The 16,401-nt window shown below is 73.8% G+C and carries 12 protein-coding genes; 10 read left to right on the plus strand and 2 right to left on the minus strand.

All coding sequences use genetic code 11. The features are described 5' to 3' along the window. The first annotated feature begins 15 nt into the window (after nt 1-15). The 9 genes from AC6EI4_RS03370 to AC6EI4_RS03410 all read left to right on the plus strand — a co-directional run bounded on the left by AC6EI4_RS03370 (nt 16) and on the right by AC6EI4_RS03410 (nt 11,231). Entirely contained in the window at nt 16-1,800 is a 1,785-nt protein-coding gene (locus AC6EI4_RS03370; RefSeq protein ID WP_498450580.1) for an acetyl/propionyl/methylcrotonyl-CoA carboxylase subunit alpha, read from the plus strand. Between the two features lie 131 nt (nt 1,801-1,931). Beyond that, a complete protein-coding gene (locus tag AC6EI4_RS03375; RefSeq protein WP_498450581.1) occupies nt 1,932-2,951 on the plus strand; it encodes a hypothetical protein in 1,020 nt (339 codons plus the stop codon). After that, nucleotides 2,948-3,694 carry a hypothetical protein gene (locus tag AC6EI4_RS03380; RefSeq protein WP_498450582.1) on the plus strand — a complete coding sequence of 249 codons (747 nt, stop codon included), beginning with the start codon at nt 2,948-2,950 and terminating at the stop codon, nt 3,692-3,694. The genes AC6EI4_RS03375 and AC6EI4_RS03380 overlap by 4 nt, the downstream gene beginning before the upstream one ends. Further along, nucleotides 3,687-4,856 (plus strand): hypothetical protein, encoded by a 1,170-nt coding sequence (locus tag AC6EI4_RS03385; RefSeq protein ID WP_498450583.1) that lies wholly within the window; start codon nt 3,687-3,689, stop codon nt 4,854-4,856. Before AC6EI4_RS03380 ends, AC6EI4_RS03385 begins: the two co-directional genes overlap by 8 nt. A gap of 204 nt (nt 4,857-5,060) precedes the next feature. Beyond that, nucleotides 5,061-6,047 carry a TIGR03557 family F420-dependent LLM class oxidoreductase gene (locus AC6EI4_RS03390; protein WP_498450584.1) on the plus strand — a complete coding sequence of 329 codons (987 nt, stop codon included), beginning with the start codon at nt 5,061-5,063 and terminating at the stop codon, nt 6,045-6,047. A gap of 37 nt (nt 6,048-6,084) precedes the next feature. Beyond that, nucleotides 6,085-7,287: a hypothetical protein gene (locus tag AC6EI4_RS03395; RefSeq protein ID WP_498450585.1), complete on the plus strand. Its 1,203-nt coding sequence runs from the start codon at nt 6,085-6,087 to the stop codon at nt 7,285-7,287. Continuing rightward, nucleotides 7,284-7,958, plus strand: a complete 675-nt coding sequence (locus tag AC6EI4_RS03400; protein WP_498450586.1) for a hypothetical protein — start codon at nt 7,284-7,286, stop codon at nt 7,956-7,958. Before AC6EI4_RS03395 ends, AC6EI4_RS03400 begins: the two co-directional genes overlap by 4 nt. After that, entirely contained in the window at nt 7,955-9,196 is a 1,242-nt protein-coding gene (locus AC6EI4_RS03405; RefSeq protein ID WP_498450587.1) for a hypothetical protein, read from the plus strand. The genes AC6EI4_RS03400 and AC6EI4_RS03405 overlap by 4 nt, the downstream gene beginning before the upstream one ends. 337 nt (nt 9,197-9,533) lie before the next feature. Then, entirely contained in the window at nt 9,534-11,231 is a 1,698-nt protein-coding gene (locus AC6EI4_RS03410; protein WP_498450588.1) for an FAD-binding dehydrogenase, read from the plus strand. A 7-nt stretch (nt 11,232-11,238) separates the two neighbouring features. Here the strand turns inward: AC6EI4_RS03410 and AC6EI4_RS03415 are convergent, their stop codons facing one another. Next, nucleotides 11,239-11,850 (minus strand): class I SAM-dependent methyltransferase, encoded by a 612-nt coding sequence (locus tag AC6EI4_RS03415; protein WP_498423431.1) that lies wholly within the window; start codon nt 11,848-11,850, stop codon nt 11,239-11,241. Nucleotides 11,851-11,912: 62 nt separating this feature from the next. Further along, a complete protein-coding gene (locus AC6EI4_RS03420; protein WP_498423433.1) occupies nt 11,913-12,923 on the minus strand; it encodes an SGNH/GDSL hydrolase family protein in 1,011 nt (336 codons plus the stop codon). 88 nt (nt 12,924-13,011) lie between these two features. Here AC6EI4_RS03420 and AC6EI4_RS03425 point away from each other — a divergent pair, with 88 nt between their 5' ends. Next, nucleotides 13,012-16,389, plus strand: a complete 3,378-nt coding sequence (locus AC6EI4_RS03425) for a pyruvate carboxylase (RefSeq protein WP_498423434.1) — start codon at nt 13,012-13,014, stop codon at nt 16,387-16,389. Nucleotides 16,390-16,401: the final 12 nt, after the last annotated feature.

The following is a 16,401-nucleotide window of genomic DNA, read 5'->3' on the forward strand; positions in this document are numbered from 1 at the left end:
AGCAGGAGTTACCGGGTGCCCCAGACACGTGCGTTGCAGAAGGTCCTCATCGCCAACCGAGGCGAGATCGCCGTCCGCGTGATCCGCGCGTGCCGCGACGCCGGCATCGGGAGCGTGGCGGTCTACGCCGAGCCCGACCGCGACGCGCTGCACGTGCGTCTGGCCGACGAGGCCCACTCGCTGGGAGGCAGCACCCCCGCCGACTCCTACCTGTCGATCGAGAAGATCATCGACGTGGCCAAGAAGACCGGGGCCGACTCCGTGCACCCCGGCTACGGCTTCCTCGCCGAGAACTCCGCCTTCGCCCAGGCCGTCATCGACGCCGGGCTGATCTGGATCGGTCCCCCGCCGGCCGCCATCGACGCCCTCGGCGACAAGGTGCAGGCCCGCCACATCGCCCAGAAGGTCGGCGCCCCCCTCGTCGCCGGCACCGCCGACCCGGTCGCGGACGCCGACGAGGTCCTCGCCTTCGCCCGCGAGCACGGGCTGCCGATCGCGATCAAGGCCGCCTTCGGCGGTGGCGGCCGCGGTCTCAAGGTGGCCCGCAAGGAGGAGGAGGTCGCCGACATGTTCGAGTCGGCGGTCCGCGAGGCCGTCGGCGCGTTCGGCCGCGGCGAGTGCTTCGTCGAGCGCTACCTGGACAAGCCGCGCCACGTCGAGACCCAGTGCCTGGCCGACCAGCACGGCAACGTCGTGGTGGTCTCCACCCGCGACTGCTCGCTGCAGCGCCGCCACCAGAAGCTCGTCGAGGAGGCGCCCGCGCCGTTCCTCACCCCCGAGCAGATGGAGACGCTCTACACCTCCTCCAAGGCGATCCTCAAGGAGGCCGGCTACGTCGGCGCGGGCACCTGCGAGTTCCTCGTCGGCCAGGACGGCGTGATCTCGTTCCTCGAGGTCAACACCCGCCTGCAGGTCGAGCACCCGGTCTCCGAGGAGGTCACCGGCATCGACCTGGTCCGCGAGATGTTCCGCATCGCCGCCGGCGAGGAGCTGGGCTACGACGACCCGCAGGTCGTCGGCCACTCGATCGAGTTCCGGATCAACGCCGAGGACGGCGGGCGCAACTTCATGCCCGCCCCCGGCACGCTCACCAAGTGGAACCCGCCGTCGGGTCCCGGCGTGCGCGTGGACGGCGGCTACGAGGCCGGCGAGACCATTCCCGGCGCGTTCGACTCGCTGGTCGCCAAGCTCGTCGTCACCGGTCGCGACCGCACCCAGGCCCTGGAGCGCTCGCGTCGCGCGCTGGGCGAGTTCAGCGTCGACGGCATGCCCACGGTGATCCCCTTCCACGAGGCGGTCGTGAACGACCCGGCCTACATCGGGGACGGCACCGGCTTCGGCGTCTACACCTCCTGGATCGAGACCGAGTTCGACAACCAGATCCAGCCCTACTCCGGCGAGCAGGGTGAGGGCGGGGAGCAGGGCGAGCGCCAGACGGTCACCGTCGAGGTCGGCGGCAAGCGCATCGAGGTCGTCCTGCCGGCCGGGCTCGGCGGCCTGGGCGGCGGGCTCGGACCGGTGACGACCTCCCCCACCGGCAAGCGGGTGCGCCGCGGCGCCAAGAAGTCCGGCGCCGCGGCGTCGGGCGACTCCGTCACCAGCCCGATGCAGGGCACGATCGTCAAGGTCTCCGTCGAGGAGGGCCAGAGCGTCGCCGAGGGCGACGTCATCATCGTCCTCGAGGCGATGAAGATGGAGCAGCCCCTCAAGGCCCACAAGGCCGGCACCGTCACCGGGCTCAAGGCCGAGGTCGGGGCCACGGTCACCAACGGTGCCGTGATCTGCGAGCTGAAGGACTGACCTCGCTGGAGGCCCTCCCCGGCCCCTCGACCGAGGAGTCCGGCCTGCAGGCCCGGACCGTCGCCGAGATCGCCGACGCTCTGGTCCAGGACTCCGTCCTGGTCCACCAGCTCCATGGCCAGGGCCGCACCGTGGACGTGGACGCCGACCTCACCGCTCTCGCGGCCGAGGTCGGCGTCCCCGTCTACGTCGCCCTGGTGGCTCACCCCGAGGACCTCTCGCCCGACCGGCCGGCCGACGAGCTGGTCCGCCTGCTGCACCTGGAGCTCGACGAGCCGGGGCTCTACCTGGCCGCGACCGACGCCCAGGACCTGAGCTGGGCGGTGTACGACGTCGAGATCGACGAGGACGCCCTCGGCATGGCCGTTCGCCTCGCCGAGGAGGAGCTGAGGGAGGGTGGGTGCTGCGTCACCCCCGCCGGTGAGGCGGCGCTGGCCCTGCACGGCGCGGACGACGGCGCCATCTCCGCGGGCGAGCTCGCCGAGGTCCGCGCCGAGACCTCCTTCGTCGCCGCACCCGACAACGACGAGTGGATCGCCTGGGAGCCCGACCCCTGGCAGCTCTACGCCTTCCCCGTCGCGCTGGCCCTGATCGCCGGGCTCGCGGCGTACGCCGCGGCGCGCAGCTGGCGCCGACCGAAGGCCCCGGCACCGAGGCTGGCGACCGCCACCGCGACACCGGCCCCGGGCGTGCAGCGCGCGGAGGTCCAGCGCGAGGTCAGGGCGCTGGCACGCAAGGTCGCCCGGGGCCGGGCCGACCGCCCCGGGCACACGCACGCGGCCGAGTGCCTGGCCCAGGCCGAGCGCCTGCTCGCCCAGCCGGACGACCTCTCCCAGGTGGGCGCGCTGACCCTGGCCCGCACCGGCACCCGCGCGCTCGTCGGCGGCGCGCCGTACCGGTGCTGCTTCTTCGACCCCCTGCACGGCGAGGCCACCGGCCGGGCCGCCTCGGCGGGGGTCTCGGTCCCCTGCTGCACCCGCTGCCGCAAGGACGCCGGCGCGGGCCGCTCTCCGGACTCGCTCACGGTGCCGCAAGGGTGGGGCAGGCGCCGCCCGTACTGGAAGCTGGACTCGGTGTGGTCGCGCACCGGCTTCGGCTGCCTGGTCGACGACTACGTCGATCAGGTCCGCGAAGCCCCGGTGCACACGTGAGCCGGCCGAGCCGGGGCGCCCAGCGCGGCGCGGATCGCGGCAAGGATCGCGGCGAGGAGCGAGTGCTCTCGCGGACCGCCGCGCTCGGCCTGGCCGTGGCGGCGGCGTCCCTCGGCGGCGCGGGCGGCTGGGGCATCGCCGTCCTGGGTGCCGACGACGGTGAGGCTCCCACGCTGGCCGCGAGCGACCGGGGCCGGGCCGCGGCTGAGGAGCTGCGCGAGGACCGGGTCTTCGTGACCGAGGAGGGCCGCCGGATGGTGTCCGTCGAGCAGGAGGCCCGGCTCGAGGCGGCCGTGGCCGCCGCCGACCCGGCCGTCCACCTCGTGGTGGGCCAGATGGCGCGGGTGGCCGGGATGCCGAGTCTGCACCCGACGGTCGAGGCGCTCGCCCACGACGTGGGCCGACCCGGCGTGTACGTCGTGTGGGAGGCCCCGACCGACGGCGTCGTGTGGGACCACGCCCTGAACATCCGCGGCGAGGTGAGCGAGGACTTCGTCGGCGACCCGACCACCCACCTGCTGGAGATGATCGCCCAGATCGAGGCCGCGGAGGTGGGACCCGACTACCGGGGCACCCCTGACATCGGCGCCGGCTGGGGCGTCGCCTACGGCATCATGGGCGGTCTCGCGATCGGGCTGCTGGCGATGCCGACGGCGGTGCTCGTCGCGAAGCTGATCCAGTGGCGCCTGGGCCGACGCAGGACGCGCGCGATCGACGCGCCAGGAGGGGGACACCGTGGGTGACGAGCTGGACCGGATCCAGGCCGACCTGGAGCAGGGCGGGGTCCACGTGCACCCCTCGGTGCGCCAGCACGTCGACGCGACCGAGCTGGCCGAGATCCAGGCCAACATCGCCGCCAGCGACGTGGCGATGTACGTCGTGGTCTACCCCTACGCCGCCGGCGACCCGTGGTCCGGCGAGCCCGAGGAGCTTCTGACCCGGCTGCACGATCGGTTCGGCGAGCCGGGACTCTACGTCTCGCACCGCGCGCTCGACGACGTCGAGGACTACGGCTACCAGCTCGCCATCCGCGACTACAGCGCCCCCGGATCGCGGACGGTCGATGCGTTCGAGGTGCAGCAGGCCCCCGAGGCGGAGCAGCCGGAGGACCTCGGGGCCGGGCTGGTCGCGCTGACCGAGATGGTCGCCACCGACACCGTCGCGGAGCGCTACGAGGCCACCGTGGACTCCACCGGCGCCGGCGGCGGCACGTCCTCGGCCCCCGACGAGGACGCGGCCATCGGCGGGGATCCTTCCGGCCTGCTGGTCGCCGGGCTGGTGTTCGCCCTGGTCGTCACCGCCGGCTGGGGCTGGTGGCGACGCAGGACCGGGGGCCGTCACGGCGGCGTGGTGCTGCCCGAGTCGACGCTGGACCGGATCCGCGACGCCCACGACCGCCAGCTCCTCCTGCGCGCCGAGCGCGAGGTCCTCGCGCTGGGCGAGGCGATCGACGCAGCCGACATCAGCCAGCACCACGACGCCGACGCCTGGCAGTCCGCGCTGGACCACTACGACGGAGCCAGACGCGTGCTGCGCCGCGGCACGCCCACTCCCGACGTGCTCGACGTGGTGGGCGCGATCGAGCTGGCCGGCCGGGGCGAGCTGACCCTCGCCGCCGCGCTCGCCGGCCGGACCCCGGAGCTGGCCCGCCCCTGCTTCCTCAACCCGCTGCACGGCCGAGCCACCGGGACCACCCCCGTTCAGCGCGGGGAGGCGACGGTCGAGGTCCCGCTGTGCAAGACCTGCCGGGCCGACCTCAAGGCCAAGCGCCGCCCCGACACCCTCGACGTACTGCGCCAGGGCCGGCCGGTGCACTACTTCGACACCTCCGACGAGCCCTGGGCCAGCACCGGGTACGGCGCCCTGGACCCCGACCTGCTGCCCCGCCTGCACGGCGCCCGCTGACCCCCCCGCCTCCCCGGTCGCCGTACCCGCCGCGACGGGCGCAGAGGGTCGCCGCGACGGGCGCGGAGGTCGCCGATTGGGCAGAGACGGGGGCCAGATCCCGGGATTCGCCGCCGTTGGGGACCAAACGGCAGCCTCCCGGCGCCCCGGCAGCCCCGGCAGCCCGCACGCATGGAACCCCACCGATCGGGACACCGTGCCCGCATGACCCGATTCGGCTACACCCTGATGACCGAGCAGAGCGGCCCCAAGGACCTCGTGCGCCACGCGGTGGCCGCGGAGCAGGTCGGCTTCGACTTCGAGGTCGCCAGCGACCACTACTTCCCCTGGCTCGAGGCGCAGGGCCACGCGCCGTACGTGTGGAGCGTGCTGGGCGCGGTCGCCCACGCCACCGAGCGCGTCGACCTGGCCACCTACGTGACCTGTCCGACGATGCGCTACCACCCGGCCGTGGTGGCGCAGAAGGCGGCGACGCTGCAGCTGCTCGCCGACGGCCGCTTCACCCTCGGCCTGGGCACCGGCGAGAACCTCAACGAGCACGTGATCGGCGAGGGCTGGCCGGCCGTCGATGTGCGCCAGGACATGCTGGTGGAGGCGATCGAGATCATCCGGCGGCTGCACTCCGGGGAGCTGGTCACCTGGGAGGGTCAGTACTTCCGCGTCGACTCGGCCCGCATCTGGGACCTGCCCGACGGCGGTGTCCCGCTGGCGGTGGCCGTCGGGGGCGAGAAGGCGATCGCGCGCTTCGCCCCGCTGGCCGACCACCTGGTCGCCACCGAGCCCTCCGCCGAGCTGATCCAGGCCTGGAACGCCACCGCCGGCGCGCCGACGATCGGCTCGCCGGCCAAGGCGCTGGGCCAGATCCCGATTTGCTGGGACCCCGACCAGGAGAGCGCCGTGCAGCGCGCGCACGAGCAGTTCCGCTGGTCCGCAGGGGGCTGGGCGGTCAACGCGGACCTGCCCACCACGGCCGGGTTCGCCGCCGCGACCAGCTTCGTTCGCCCCGAGGACATCGCCGCGCAGATCCCCTGCGGCCCCGACCTCGACGCGATCGTGGAGGCCGTCAGGCCGTTCTGGGAGGCAGGCTTCACCGACATCGCCCTGATCCAGGTCGGCGACGCCGGGATCGATCGGTTCCTGGCCGAGGCCGCCGAGCCGCTGCTGGCCAAGCTGCGCGCCGCCGCGGGCTGAGCCAGCCCCCGGCCTGCGGTTCGTCTAACCTGTGCCGGTGCCGACTGCTGCCCCGACCACGCGCGACGAGGCGCAGGCCCCCCGCACCGTGGACGAGATCCTCGACGCGCTGCGCGAGGACCCGGTGCTGGTCTCGAGCTCCATGGGCAACGGCGCCACCCCGGAGATCGACGCGGCGCTGACCGAGCTGGCCGCCGAGGCGAGCCAGGCCCACGGGCTGTCCACGTACGTCGTGCTGGTCGACCGGCCGCCGGGCCTCTCCGCGGACCAGCCCACCCGAGACCTGGCCCAGGTGCTGCACGCCCGGATGGAGCAGGCCGGCGCGGACCGGGACGCGCTCATCGTCGTCGGCTTCCCCCAAACGGGCGTCAGCCACTACATCTTCGGGCTTCCAGTCGAGCGCGAGCTCAAGGTGAGCCAGGCGGCGCGCACGGCCCAGGAGTCGGTGCGCCCGGCGCTCGAGGACACCACGGCGCCGGTGCCCTCGTCCGCAGCCACCGCGGCGATCGCGCTCGAGGCCCTCCTCGACCCCGAGGAGCCGCTCACCGCCGACGAGCACGCCCTGTACTCGACGAGCTCGCTGTGGACCAGTCCGCAGGCGCGCCCGGAGGTGGAGGCGCCCCTGCCCACGGGCTGGCTCGCGTTCGTGGCGGCGACCGTGGGCGTGAGCGTGTTCCTCCTCTGCCGGCGGGCGCTGCGCGCCTGGTCGGCCAGCCGCCCCCAGCCGGGGCCGGTGGTGAACCTCGCGCGGGTGCGCCTCGACGCACGGCACGCGGTGGAGCAGCTGGATCGCGCCCTGGCCCGCGGTCACGGCGCTGCCCACCTCGACGACGCGACCGGCTGTCGCGCCACGGCCGAGGAGCTGCTGGACTCCCCCGACCTCCTCGACGTCGTCGGTGCCCTGGTGCTCGCCCGGACCGGCCTGGCGCTGGTGGCCGGGCGCGCCGGCGAGCAGCGCTACCGCTGCTGCTTCTACAACCCCCTGCACGGCGAGGCCCGTCGCAGCGTCCAGGCGCCGGCCGGGCGCGCGTCGCTCCCGGTGCCGGTCTGCCGGCGCTGCGAGCGGGTCCACGACGACCCCGCCGAGTTCGTCCCGCTGCACGAGCCTCCCCGCGGCCGATGGGGCACCTCTCGCCCCTACTACACCGGGGACTCGGTGTGGGCGCAGACCGGCTACGGCGCCCTGAGCGACGACCTGTGGCGCGAGGTCGCCGACGAGCGGCGAGCGGTGGCGCGATGACCCGCGGGCAACGACCGGGCTCCCGCCTGCGCAACCTCGGCCTCGCGCTCGTGCTCGGCGCGGGTGCGGGGCTGGCGTCGGTGGCGGTCCTGCAGGCCCGGCACAGCGACGAGCTGGTCGTCGGCGACCGCGTCGCCGCCGCGGTGGCCGAGCTGCGCGAGGACCGCGTCCACGTGGCGCCGGACGGGCGGTCGATGCTCGCCGAGAGGGCCGAGGAGCGCCTCGAGGCGGCGGCCGCCGACGTCGACCCGGCGGCGTACGTCGTGGTCTGGGGCTCCACCCGTGAGGGTGGCTACCAGGGAGTCGGCCACGTGATCGACCAGCTCGCCCAGGAGCTCGGCGACGATGCCGCCTACCTGGTCTGGGAGCCCGGAGGCAAGGGCTGGCACGGCACCGCCGAGGGACACGTCCTCGCCACCGACGACAGCCCCGCCGAGTGGCTCGACCTGGTCGGGGACCCCGAGACCCGGATCACCGAGTGGTTGGCGCTCGTCGACGACTCCGAGGTGGTGGCGCTCGACTCGGACGACTGGGGCGGCCTCGGCGGGGGGCTCCTGCTGGGCACCCTGCTGGCCGGCGGCGGCTACCTGGCGCTGATGCTCCTGGTGAACCTGCTGCGGAGGCCCGGCCGCGACCGCGGCCCCTCCCGCACAGCCAAGGAGCGCGGATGACCGACGAGCTGAGCACCATCCAGTTCGCCCTCGAGCGCGACGGGGTCTTCGTGGGCCCGGGCATGGCGCGCCACGTCGACCCCGCCGAGCTCGCCCAGCTCAAGGCGGACCTGGCTCGTGCCGAGGCCCAGGGCACGCCCACCTACGTGGTGCTCTACCCCTTCCACCTCGACGATGCCTACGGTGGCGAGCCCGCGGACCTGCTGAGCCGCCTGCACGACGCGTCGGGAGAGCCGGGCCTCTACCTCGCCAACCAGCCCCTCTACGGTGAGGGCGACTTCCACCTCGAGGTCAACCAGTGGGACACCCTGGTCGAGGGCGAGCCCGACCAGACCTGGGAGATCACCGCGATCGGCCGCGAGCTCCACCCCGACGACCTCGGCGCCCAGCTGACCACGATCGCGTCGGCGATCGCCGACGGACGGGTCGCGCGGATCCACCAGAAGGCCGAGGCCCGTCGCGACGCCCGCCTGGCCGCGGAGGAGGAGGCCGAGACGGGCGGGGGCGCGGACGCGCCCGGCACCACCGCCCAGACCCAGCAGCCCAGCGGCTCCGCCGAGCCGGACGGACTTCCCGACGGTCTCGTCGTCGGTGGCGTGCTGCTGGCGCTGGTGCTGCTGGCCCTGCTGGTACGACGGCGCTCGTCGTCGCGGGCAGTCGGGCGCCGCGACGCGCCGTACGCGCTGCCGGCCTCGGCGCTGGACCGGGTCCGCGACGCCCACGACCAGCAGCTGCACCGGCGTGCGCACGCCGAGCTGCTCGCGCTGGGCGAGGACATCGACGACACCGACATCGAGCGGCACGGGGACCAGTCGGCCTGGCAGGCCGCCCTGGACCACTACGACCTGGCCCGCCGCGTGCTCGGGGAACGCAGCGTGGACGAGGTCGACGTGCTCGACAGCGTCGGCGCCCTCGTGCTGTCCAGCCGCGGCCGCCAGGCCCTGCGCGCCGCCCGCCGCGGCAGGGCGTTCACCCCCGAGACCACCTGCTTCCTCAATCCGCTGCACGGCGAGGCCAGCACGCACGGGACGCTGGCCCCGGGCGACGGCCCCGGCCGGGTCCCGCTGTGCGCCGCGTGCCGGCGGGCGCTGGGCGCGGGGGCGCGCCCCGACGTGCTCGACGTGGTCCGCGACGGGGTGCCGGTGCACTACTTCGAGACCGACGCGGAGCCATGGGCCAGCACCGGGTTCGGGGCGCTGGAGCCGGATCTGGTGCGGCGCCTGCACCGCCGGGCCTGAGCCGGCCGGTGGGTCAGGGGCGTTCTGATGTGGGGCGAACGGCCGTTGCTTTCACGAGTTAACTCGTGAAACCCGCACTTCCCACGTGAAGGAACACGTGGGAAGTGCGGGTTTCGTGTGGCCAGTTCCCGGGCTCGGGCCTCGGCGGCCCCACCGGTCCCAGAGGCCCCGTCCGGCACGGCTTTCACGAGTTAACGTGTGAAAGCCGCACCCGCCTCACCCAGAGACCCTGCTGCTGGCCCGGACGCTCGAGGACCTGCGCACCCACACCACCGGAGCCGCACCACCGGAGCCCCACCACCGGCGCCCCCGCCACCACCACCCCCGAGGAGAGCGCGTGACCCCCACCTTCGAGCCCGACGTCATCGTGGTCGGGGCCGGCCTGGCCGGCCTCGTCGCCACCCACGAGCTGGTGCAGGCCGGGCGCCGGGTGCTCGTCGTCGACCAGGAGAATCGCGCCAACCTCGGCGGTCAGGCCTTCTGGTCACTCGGTGGCCTCTTCCTCGTCGACTCCCCCGAGCAGCGCCGGATGGGCATCCAGGACTCCCCCGAGCTGGCGCTGCAGGACTGGCTCGGCTCGGCCGGCTTCGACCGCGAGGACGACGAGGACCGCTGGCCGCGGCGCTGGGGGGAGGCCTACGTCCGCTTCGCCGCCGAAGAGAAGCGGGACTACCTGCGCAACCTGGGGCTGCGGGTGATGCCGTTCGTCGGCTGGGCCGAGCGCGGCAGCGGCACCGCCACCGGGCACGGCAACTCGGTGCCCCGCTTCCACCTCACCTGGGGCACCGGCCCGGAGGTCGTCCGGGTGTTCGCCGAGCCGGTCGCGGCCGGCGAGCGGGCCGGGCTGGTCTCGTTCGCGTTCCGGCACCGCGTCGACGAGCTGGTCGTGCACGACGGTGTCGTCGTCGGCGTCCGGGGCACGGTGCTGGAGCCGAGCGACGCCGCCCGCGGCGAGGCCTCCTCGCGGGAGCGCGTCGGCGACTTCGAGGTGCGCGCCGACGCCGTGGTGGTGACCTCCGGCGGCATCGGCCACAACCACGAGCTGATCCGGGCCAACTGGCCCACCGAGCGGCTGGGCCCGGCTCCGGCGACGATGATCTCGGGCGTCCCCGCGCACGTCGACGGGCGGATGCTCGCGATCACCGAGCGGGCCGGCGGGCGGGTCGTGAACCGGGACCGGATGTGGCACTACACCGAGGGCATCCACAACTGGGACCCGATCTGGCCCGACCACGCGATCCGGATCCTGCCCGGGCCCTCGTCGCTGTGGCTCGACGCCACCGGCCGGCGGTTGCCGGCGCCCAACTTCCCCGGCTTCGACAGCCTCGGCACCCTCAAGGCGATCCTGGGCACCGGCCACGACTACTCGTGGTTCGTGCTCACCCAGTCGGTGATCGAGAAGGAGTTCGCGCTCTCGGGCTCCGAGCAGAACCCCGACATCACCGGCAAGGACGTGGGCGTGCTGCTGCGCGCGCGCCTGGCCAAGGGAGCTCCGGCCCCGGTGGAGGCCTTCAAGGAGCACGGCGTCGACTTCGTGGTCGCCGGTGACGTCGCCGCGCTGGTCGCCGGCATGAACCGGCTGGCGCGCGGCCCGGTGGACGGCGCCGGGAGCCCGCCGGTGATCGACCCGGCGTCGGTCGAGGCCGAGCTGGTCGCCCGCGACCGCGAGCTGGACAACGCCTTCTCCAAGGACCTGCAGCTGATGGCGATCGGCAACGCCCGGCGCAGCCGCACCGACCGGCTGATCCGGGTCGCGAAGCCGCACCGGTTCCTGGACCCCGCGCACGGGCCGCTAATCGCCGTACGGCTCAACATCCTGACCCGCAAGACCCTCGGCGGCCTGGAGACCGACCTCGACGCCCGGGTGCTGGGCCCCGACGGCTCCCCCATCCCCGGCCTGTACGCCGCGGGCGAGGTCGCCGGGTTCGGCGGCGGAGGCATGCACGGCTACAACGCGCTCGAGGGCACCTTCCTCGGCGGCTGCATCTTCTCCGGCCGCGCGGCCGGCCGGGCTCTGGCGCGCCGCCCCCGCTGAACGGACCTCAGGCGGCGCCGCGCCCCGGCTGACGGGCGACGACGCAGAACTCGTTGTAGGTGAACAGCCGCCCGGCCCGGCGCGGGAACGGGAAGCTGAACGACCGCTCGTGGGCCAGCCCGACGTCGCGGGTCAGCCTCAGCAGCGCCTCGAAGTCGGTGAACCGGACGTGCGTCGGGTCCGTGGCGTAGCCGCGCTCCTGAGGACAGATGAGGAAGACGCGGCCGCCCGGGCGCAGGAACCGGAGGTAGTCCTCCAGCAGCGTGCGCCCGGCGGCCTCGTCCATGTGCTCGATGACGTGGGCCAGCAGCAGGCTGTCGAACGAGCCGGGGACGGCGAGCGGGCTCTCCTCCCACTCCTCGGTGGTCAGCGCCTGCAGCCCCCGGCTGCGTGCCTCCTCGACCGAGGCGCGGTTGTGGTCCACGCCCACCGAGCCGGGCTCCAGGGAGCGCAGGTTGCGCCCGATGCCGCACCCGATGTCGAGCGTGCGCCCCAGGCCCTGGCGCCGCAGGTTCCACCGGTAGGGCCGCTGCACGTCGAGCAGCCGCTTCCACCACACGCCCTCGCGCTGCCGCAGACGCTGGGCGTAGGACTCGTCGCGGGTATCACTGCTCTCCATGCTGAAGCAAACTACGCGTCTCGGGTCCGGCGCGCACTCGCCGCGCCGGACCACGAGACGCTTCAGCGCGTGCGCTGGGAGCCCACCGGCGGCCGCGCGAACGCGTAGCCGGGGGCGGTGTGCCCCCCGGTCAGCTGCCGGTAGATCTCGCGGGCCGCCCCGCGCATCCCGATGCGGAACGGGTGGAGGTCGGCGGCCCGCAGCACGTTGAGCGTGCTGCCGTTGATCCAGGCCTGCCCGCCGGCGCAGGCGTCGTGGCCGCGCGAGACCGGGTAGAGGTCGAGGTAGCGCGCCCCGTTGTTGGCCGCGGCCTTGCGCAGGGAGAGGTTCAGCCGGCGCTCGACACGGTTGCCCCAGCGGAAGTCGCCGGCCGCGAACTTCACGGCCTTGCAGGTGCCCTTCTGGGGCAGCAGCCGGGGGTAGCCCACGACGTACACCTCGGCGTGGGGGGCCCGGCGCTGCACCGCGCGCAGCACCTTGCCGACGTCACGGCGGATCCGGTCGGCGTCGCGCAGCTTGGTGTCCACACCGCGCCGGGTGAAGTGCCGCTTGCACGGCGCACCCTTGGGGTCCAGCTCGGCGACGGCCTTGCAGACCTTGATCATCGAGCCGAAGAGCTCGTAGTCGTTGCCGCCGATGCCGATCGTCACCAGGTCGGTCTCCTTGCTGAGCGCCTGGACCTGCGGCGCCGGGGCGGGGCCCGGGATGATCGTGGTCTGGCGGCGCGAGAGCAGGTCGATCGTCTCGGCTCCCGAGCAGGTCACGTCGACGTAGCTCGCCACGTCGAAGTAGCCGGCCAGGTAGGCCGGGTAGTTGTTCGTCGAGCGCAGGCAGCCGCCGGCGTCGGCGCGCTGGGCCGGGACCAGCGGGCCGGCGCTGTAGGAGTCGCCGAGCGCGACGTAGTCGATCGGCTCGGAGCCGGTGACGACCTTGCTCGGCGCGGCGGCGCGGGCAGCGGCGGGCCCGTCCGCGGGGGCCGCGGAGACGGGCACCGAGCTCAGCGGCACCGCGAGCAGTGCCAGCGCAAGCGTGGAGGCGGCAGCGCGCGCGCGGCCGGACAGGACTGACTTCAAGGGGTTCCCTCCCGGGGGGACGTTCCGCAGAGCGGATGAGACGAGCGACACAGTATGGGCCGCACCCTAGTGGGGCTAGCCTCTGCGCATGTTCTCCAAGGTGCTGGTGGCCAACCGTGGCGAGATCGCGATCCGCGCTTTTCGTGCGGCCTACGAAGTCGGTGCGCGCACCGTCGCGGTGTTCCCCTACGAGGACCGCTGGTCCGAGCACCGGCTCAAGGCCGACGAGGCCTACGAGATCGGAGAGCGGGGACATCCCGTGCGCAGCTACCTCGATCCCGAGGCGATCGTGGCCGTGGCGCTGCGCGCCGGGGCGGACGCGGTCTACCCCGGCTACGGGTTCCTCTCGGAGAACCCCGCGCTGGCCGAGGCCTGCGCCAACGCGGGGATCACCTTCGTCGGTCCCACCGCCGAGGTGCTGACGCTGACCGGCAACAAGGCCCGCGCGATCGCGGCGGCCAAGCAGGCGGGGGTCCCCACCCTGGCCAGCGTGGAGCCCTCCACCGACGTCGACGAGCTCGTCGCCGCGGCCGCCGACATGCCCTACCCGCTGTTCGTCAAGGCCGTCGCGGGCGGCGGCGGTCGCGGCATGCGGCGCGTGGACGACCCCGCCCAGCTCCGTGAGGCCGTCGAGACCTGCATGCGCGAGGGCGAGGCCGCCTTCGGCGACCCGACCGTGTTCATCGAGCAGGCCGTGGTCGAGCCCCGCCACATCGAGGTGCAGATCCTGGCCGACGGCGAGGGCAACGTCATCCACCTCTTCGAGCGCGACTGCTCGGTGCAGCGTCGACACCAGAAGGTCGTCGAGATCGCGCCGGCGCCCAACCTCGACCCGGACCTGCGCCAGCGGATGTGCGACGACGCGGTGCGCTTCGCCCGCGAGATCGGCTACCGCAACGCCGGCACGGTGGAGTTCCTGCTCGACCGTGAGGGCAACTACGTCTTCATCGAGATGAACCCGCGCATCCAGGTGGAGCACACGGTGACCGAGGAGGTCACCGACGTCGACCTGGTCCAGTCCCAGCTGCGGATCGCCTCCGGGGAGACCCTCGCCGACCTCGGCCTGTCCCAGGACACCGTGAGCGTGCGCGGCGCGGCCCTGCAGTGCCGGATCACCACCGAGGACCCGGCCAACGGGTTCCGTCCCGACACCGGCAAGATCACCGCCTACCGCTCGCCGGGTGGGGGCGGGGTCCGCATCGACGGCGGCACCGTCTACACCGGCGCCGAGGTCAGCGCCCACTTCGACTCCATGCTGGTGAAGCTGACCTGTCGCGGGCGCACCTTCGACAAGGCAGTGGAGAAGGCCCGTCGCGCGGTCGCCGAGTTCCGCATCCGCGGCGTGGCCACCAACATCGCCTTCCTGCAGGCCGTGCTGAGCGACCCCGACTTCGCCGCGGGGCACGTCACCACGTCGTTCATCGAGACGCATCCGCAGCTGCTCAGGGCGCGCACCTCCGGGGACCGCGGCAGCAAGCTGCTGAGCTACCTGGCCGACGTCACCGTCAACCAGCCGCATGGCGCGGCGCCGGTCAGCCTCGACCCGGCCACCAAGCTCCCCCCGGTGGACCTGAGCGTGCCCGCGCCGGACGGCACCCGCCAGCAGCTGCTGAGCCTGGGCCCCGACGGGTTCGCGCGCCAGCTGCGCGAGCAGAACCGGGTCGCGGTCACCGACACCACCTTCCGCGACGCCCACCAGAGCCTGCTGGCCACCCGGGTGCGCACCCGCGACCTGCTCGCGGTCGCCGGGCACGTCGCCCGGACCACCCCGCAGCTGTGGTCGGTCGAGGCCTGGGGCGGTGCGACCTACGACGTGGCGCTGCGGTTCCTGGGCGAGGACCCCTGGGAGCGTCTGGCGGCGCTGCGCCAGGCGGTGCCCAACCTCTGCCTGCAGATGCTGCTGCGCGGGCGCAACACCGTCGGCTACACGCCGTACCCGACCGCGGTGACCAACGCCTTCGTCGAGGAGGCCGCGGCCACCGGCATCGACGTCTTCCGGATCTTCGACGCCCTCAACGACGTCGAGCAGATGCGACCGGCGATCGAGGCGGTGCGGGCGACCGGGACCACCGTCGCCGAGGTCGCGCTGTGCTACACCGGCGACCTGTCGAACCCCGACGAGCGGCTCTACACCCTCGACTACTACCTGCGCCTGGCCGAGCGCATCGTCGACGCCGGCGCGCATGTGCTGGCGATCAAGGACATGGCCGGGCTGCTGCGCGCCCCCGCGGCGCGGACCCTGGTCACCGCCCTGCGCGAGCGCTTCGATCTGCCCGTGCACCTGCACACCCACGACACCGCCGGCGGGCAGCTGGCCACGCTGCTGGCCGCGATCGAGTCCGGGGTCGACGCCGTCGACGCCGCCAGCGCCTCGATGGCCGGCACCACCTCGCAGCCGGCGCTCTCCGCGCTGGTCTCGGCCACCGACCACTCCGAGCGCGAGACCGGGCTCTCGCTGGCCGCGGTCAACGCGCTGGAGCCGTACTGGGAGGCGACCCGCCGCGTCTACGCCCCGTTCGAGTCGGGTCTGCCCTCGCCGACCGGCCGGGTCTACCGTCACGAGATCCCCGGCGGTCAGCTCTCCAACCTGCGCCAGCAGGCCATCGCCCTGGGACTGGGCGAGAAGTTCGAGCAGATCGAGGACATGTACGCCGCGGCGAACGACATCCTCGGCAACGTGGTGAAGGTGACGCCCTCCTCCAAGGTGGTCGGCGACCTGGCCCTGCACCTGGTGGCGGTCGGCGCCGACCCCGCGGAGTTCGCCGAGAACCCCGGCGCCTTCGACATCCCCGACTCGGTCATCGGCTTCCTCAACGGCGAGCTCGGCGACCCGCCCGGCGGCTGGCCCGAGCCCTTCCGCAGCAAGGCCCTCGAGGGCCGCACCTGGCAGGCACCCGCGGAGCAGCTGACCGCCGAGCAGGAGGAGGGCCTGGCCCGCGAGCCGCGCCAGACCCTCAACGAGCTGCTCTTCCCGGGACCGACCAAGAGCTTCCTGGAGGCACGCGCCAACTACGGCGACGTCTCGGTGCTGCCGACCCTGGACTACCTCTACGGACTGCGTCAGGGCGAGGAGTGCGAGATCGACCTCGAGGAGGGCAAGCAGCTCCTGGTCGGGCTCCAGGCGATCAGCGACCCCGACGAGCGCGGGCTGCGCACCGTGATGTGCACGGTGAACGGGCAGATGCGCCCGGTGAGCGTGCGCGACCGCAGTGTCGCCACCGAGGTCAGCGCCACGGAGAAGGCGGATCCGGGCAAGCCCGGGCACGTCGCGGCCCCCTTCCAGGGGGTCGTCACGGTCACCGTGGAGCAGGGCGCGAGGGTGAGCGCGGGCGAGACGGTCGCGACCATCGAGGCGATGAAGATGGAGGCCTCGATCACCGCGCCGGTGGACGGGGTCGTGGAGCGCGTCGCGCTCTCCGGGACCCAGTCCGTGGAGGGCGGAGATCTGGTGCTCGTTCTGGGCTAGCCCTTGGCACTT

The organism is Nocardioides sp. Z43_10 (assembly GCF_059766615.1).

Excerpts from the sequence above, each read along its gene's own strand:
- AC6EI4_RS03390 (WP_498450584.1), top strand. The coding sequence starts at position 5,061 with ATGACCCGATTCGGCTACACCCTGATGACCGAGCAGAGCGGCCCCAAG.
- AC6EI4_RS03400 (WP_498450586.1), top strand. The coding sequence starts at position 7,284 with ATGACCCGCGGGCAACGACCGGGCTCCCGCCTGCGCAACCTCGGCCTC.
- AC6EI4_RS03405 (WP_498450587.1), top strand. The coding sequence starts at position 7,955 with ATGACCGACGAGCTGAGCACCATCCAGTTCGCCCTCGAGCGCGACGGG.
- AC6EI4_RS03415 (WP_498423431.1), bottom strand. The coding sequence starts at position 11,850 with ATGGAGAGCAGTGATACCCGCGACGAGTCCTACGCCCAGCGTCTGCGG.
- AC6EI4_RS03425 (WP_498423434.1), top strand. The coding sequence starts at position 13,012 with ATGTTCTCCAAGGTGCTGGTGGCCAACCGTGGCGAGATCGCGATCCGC.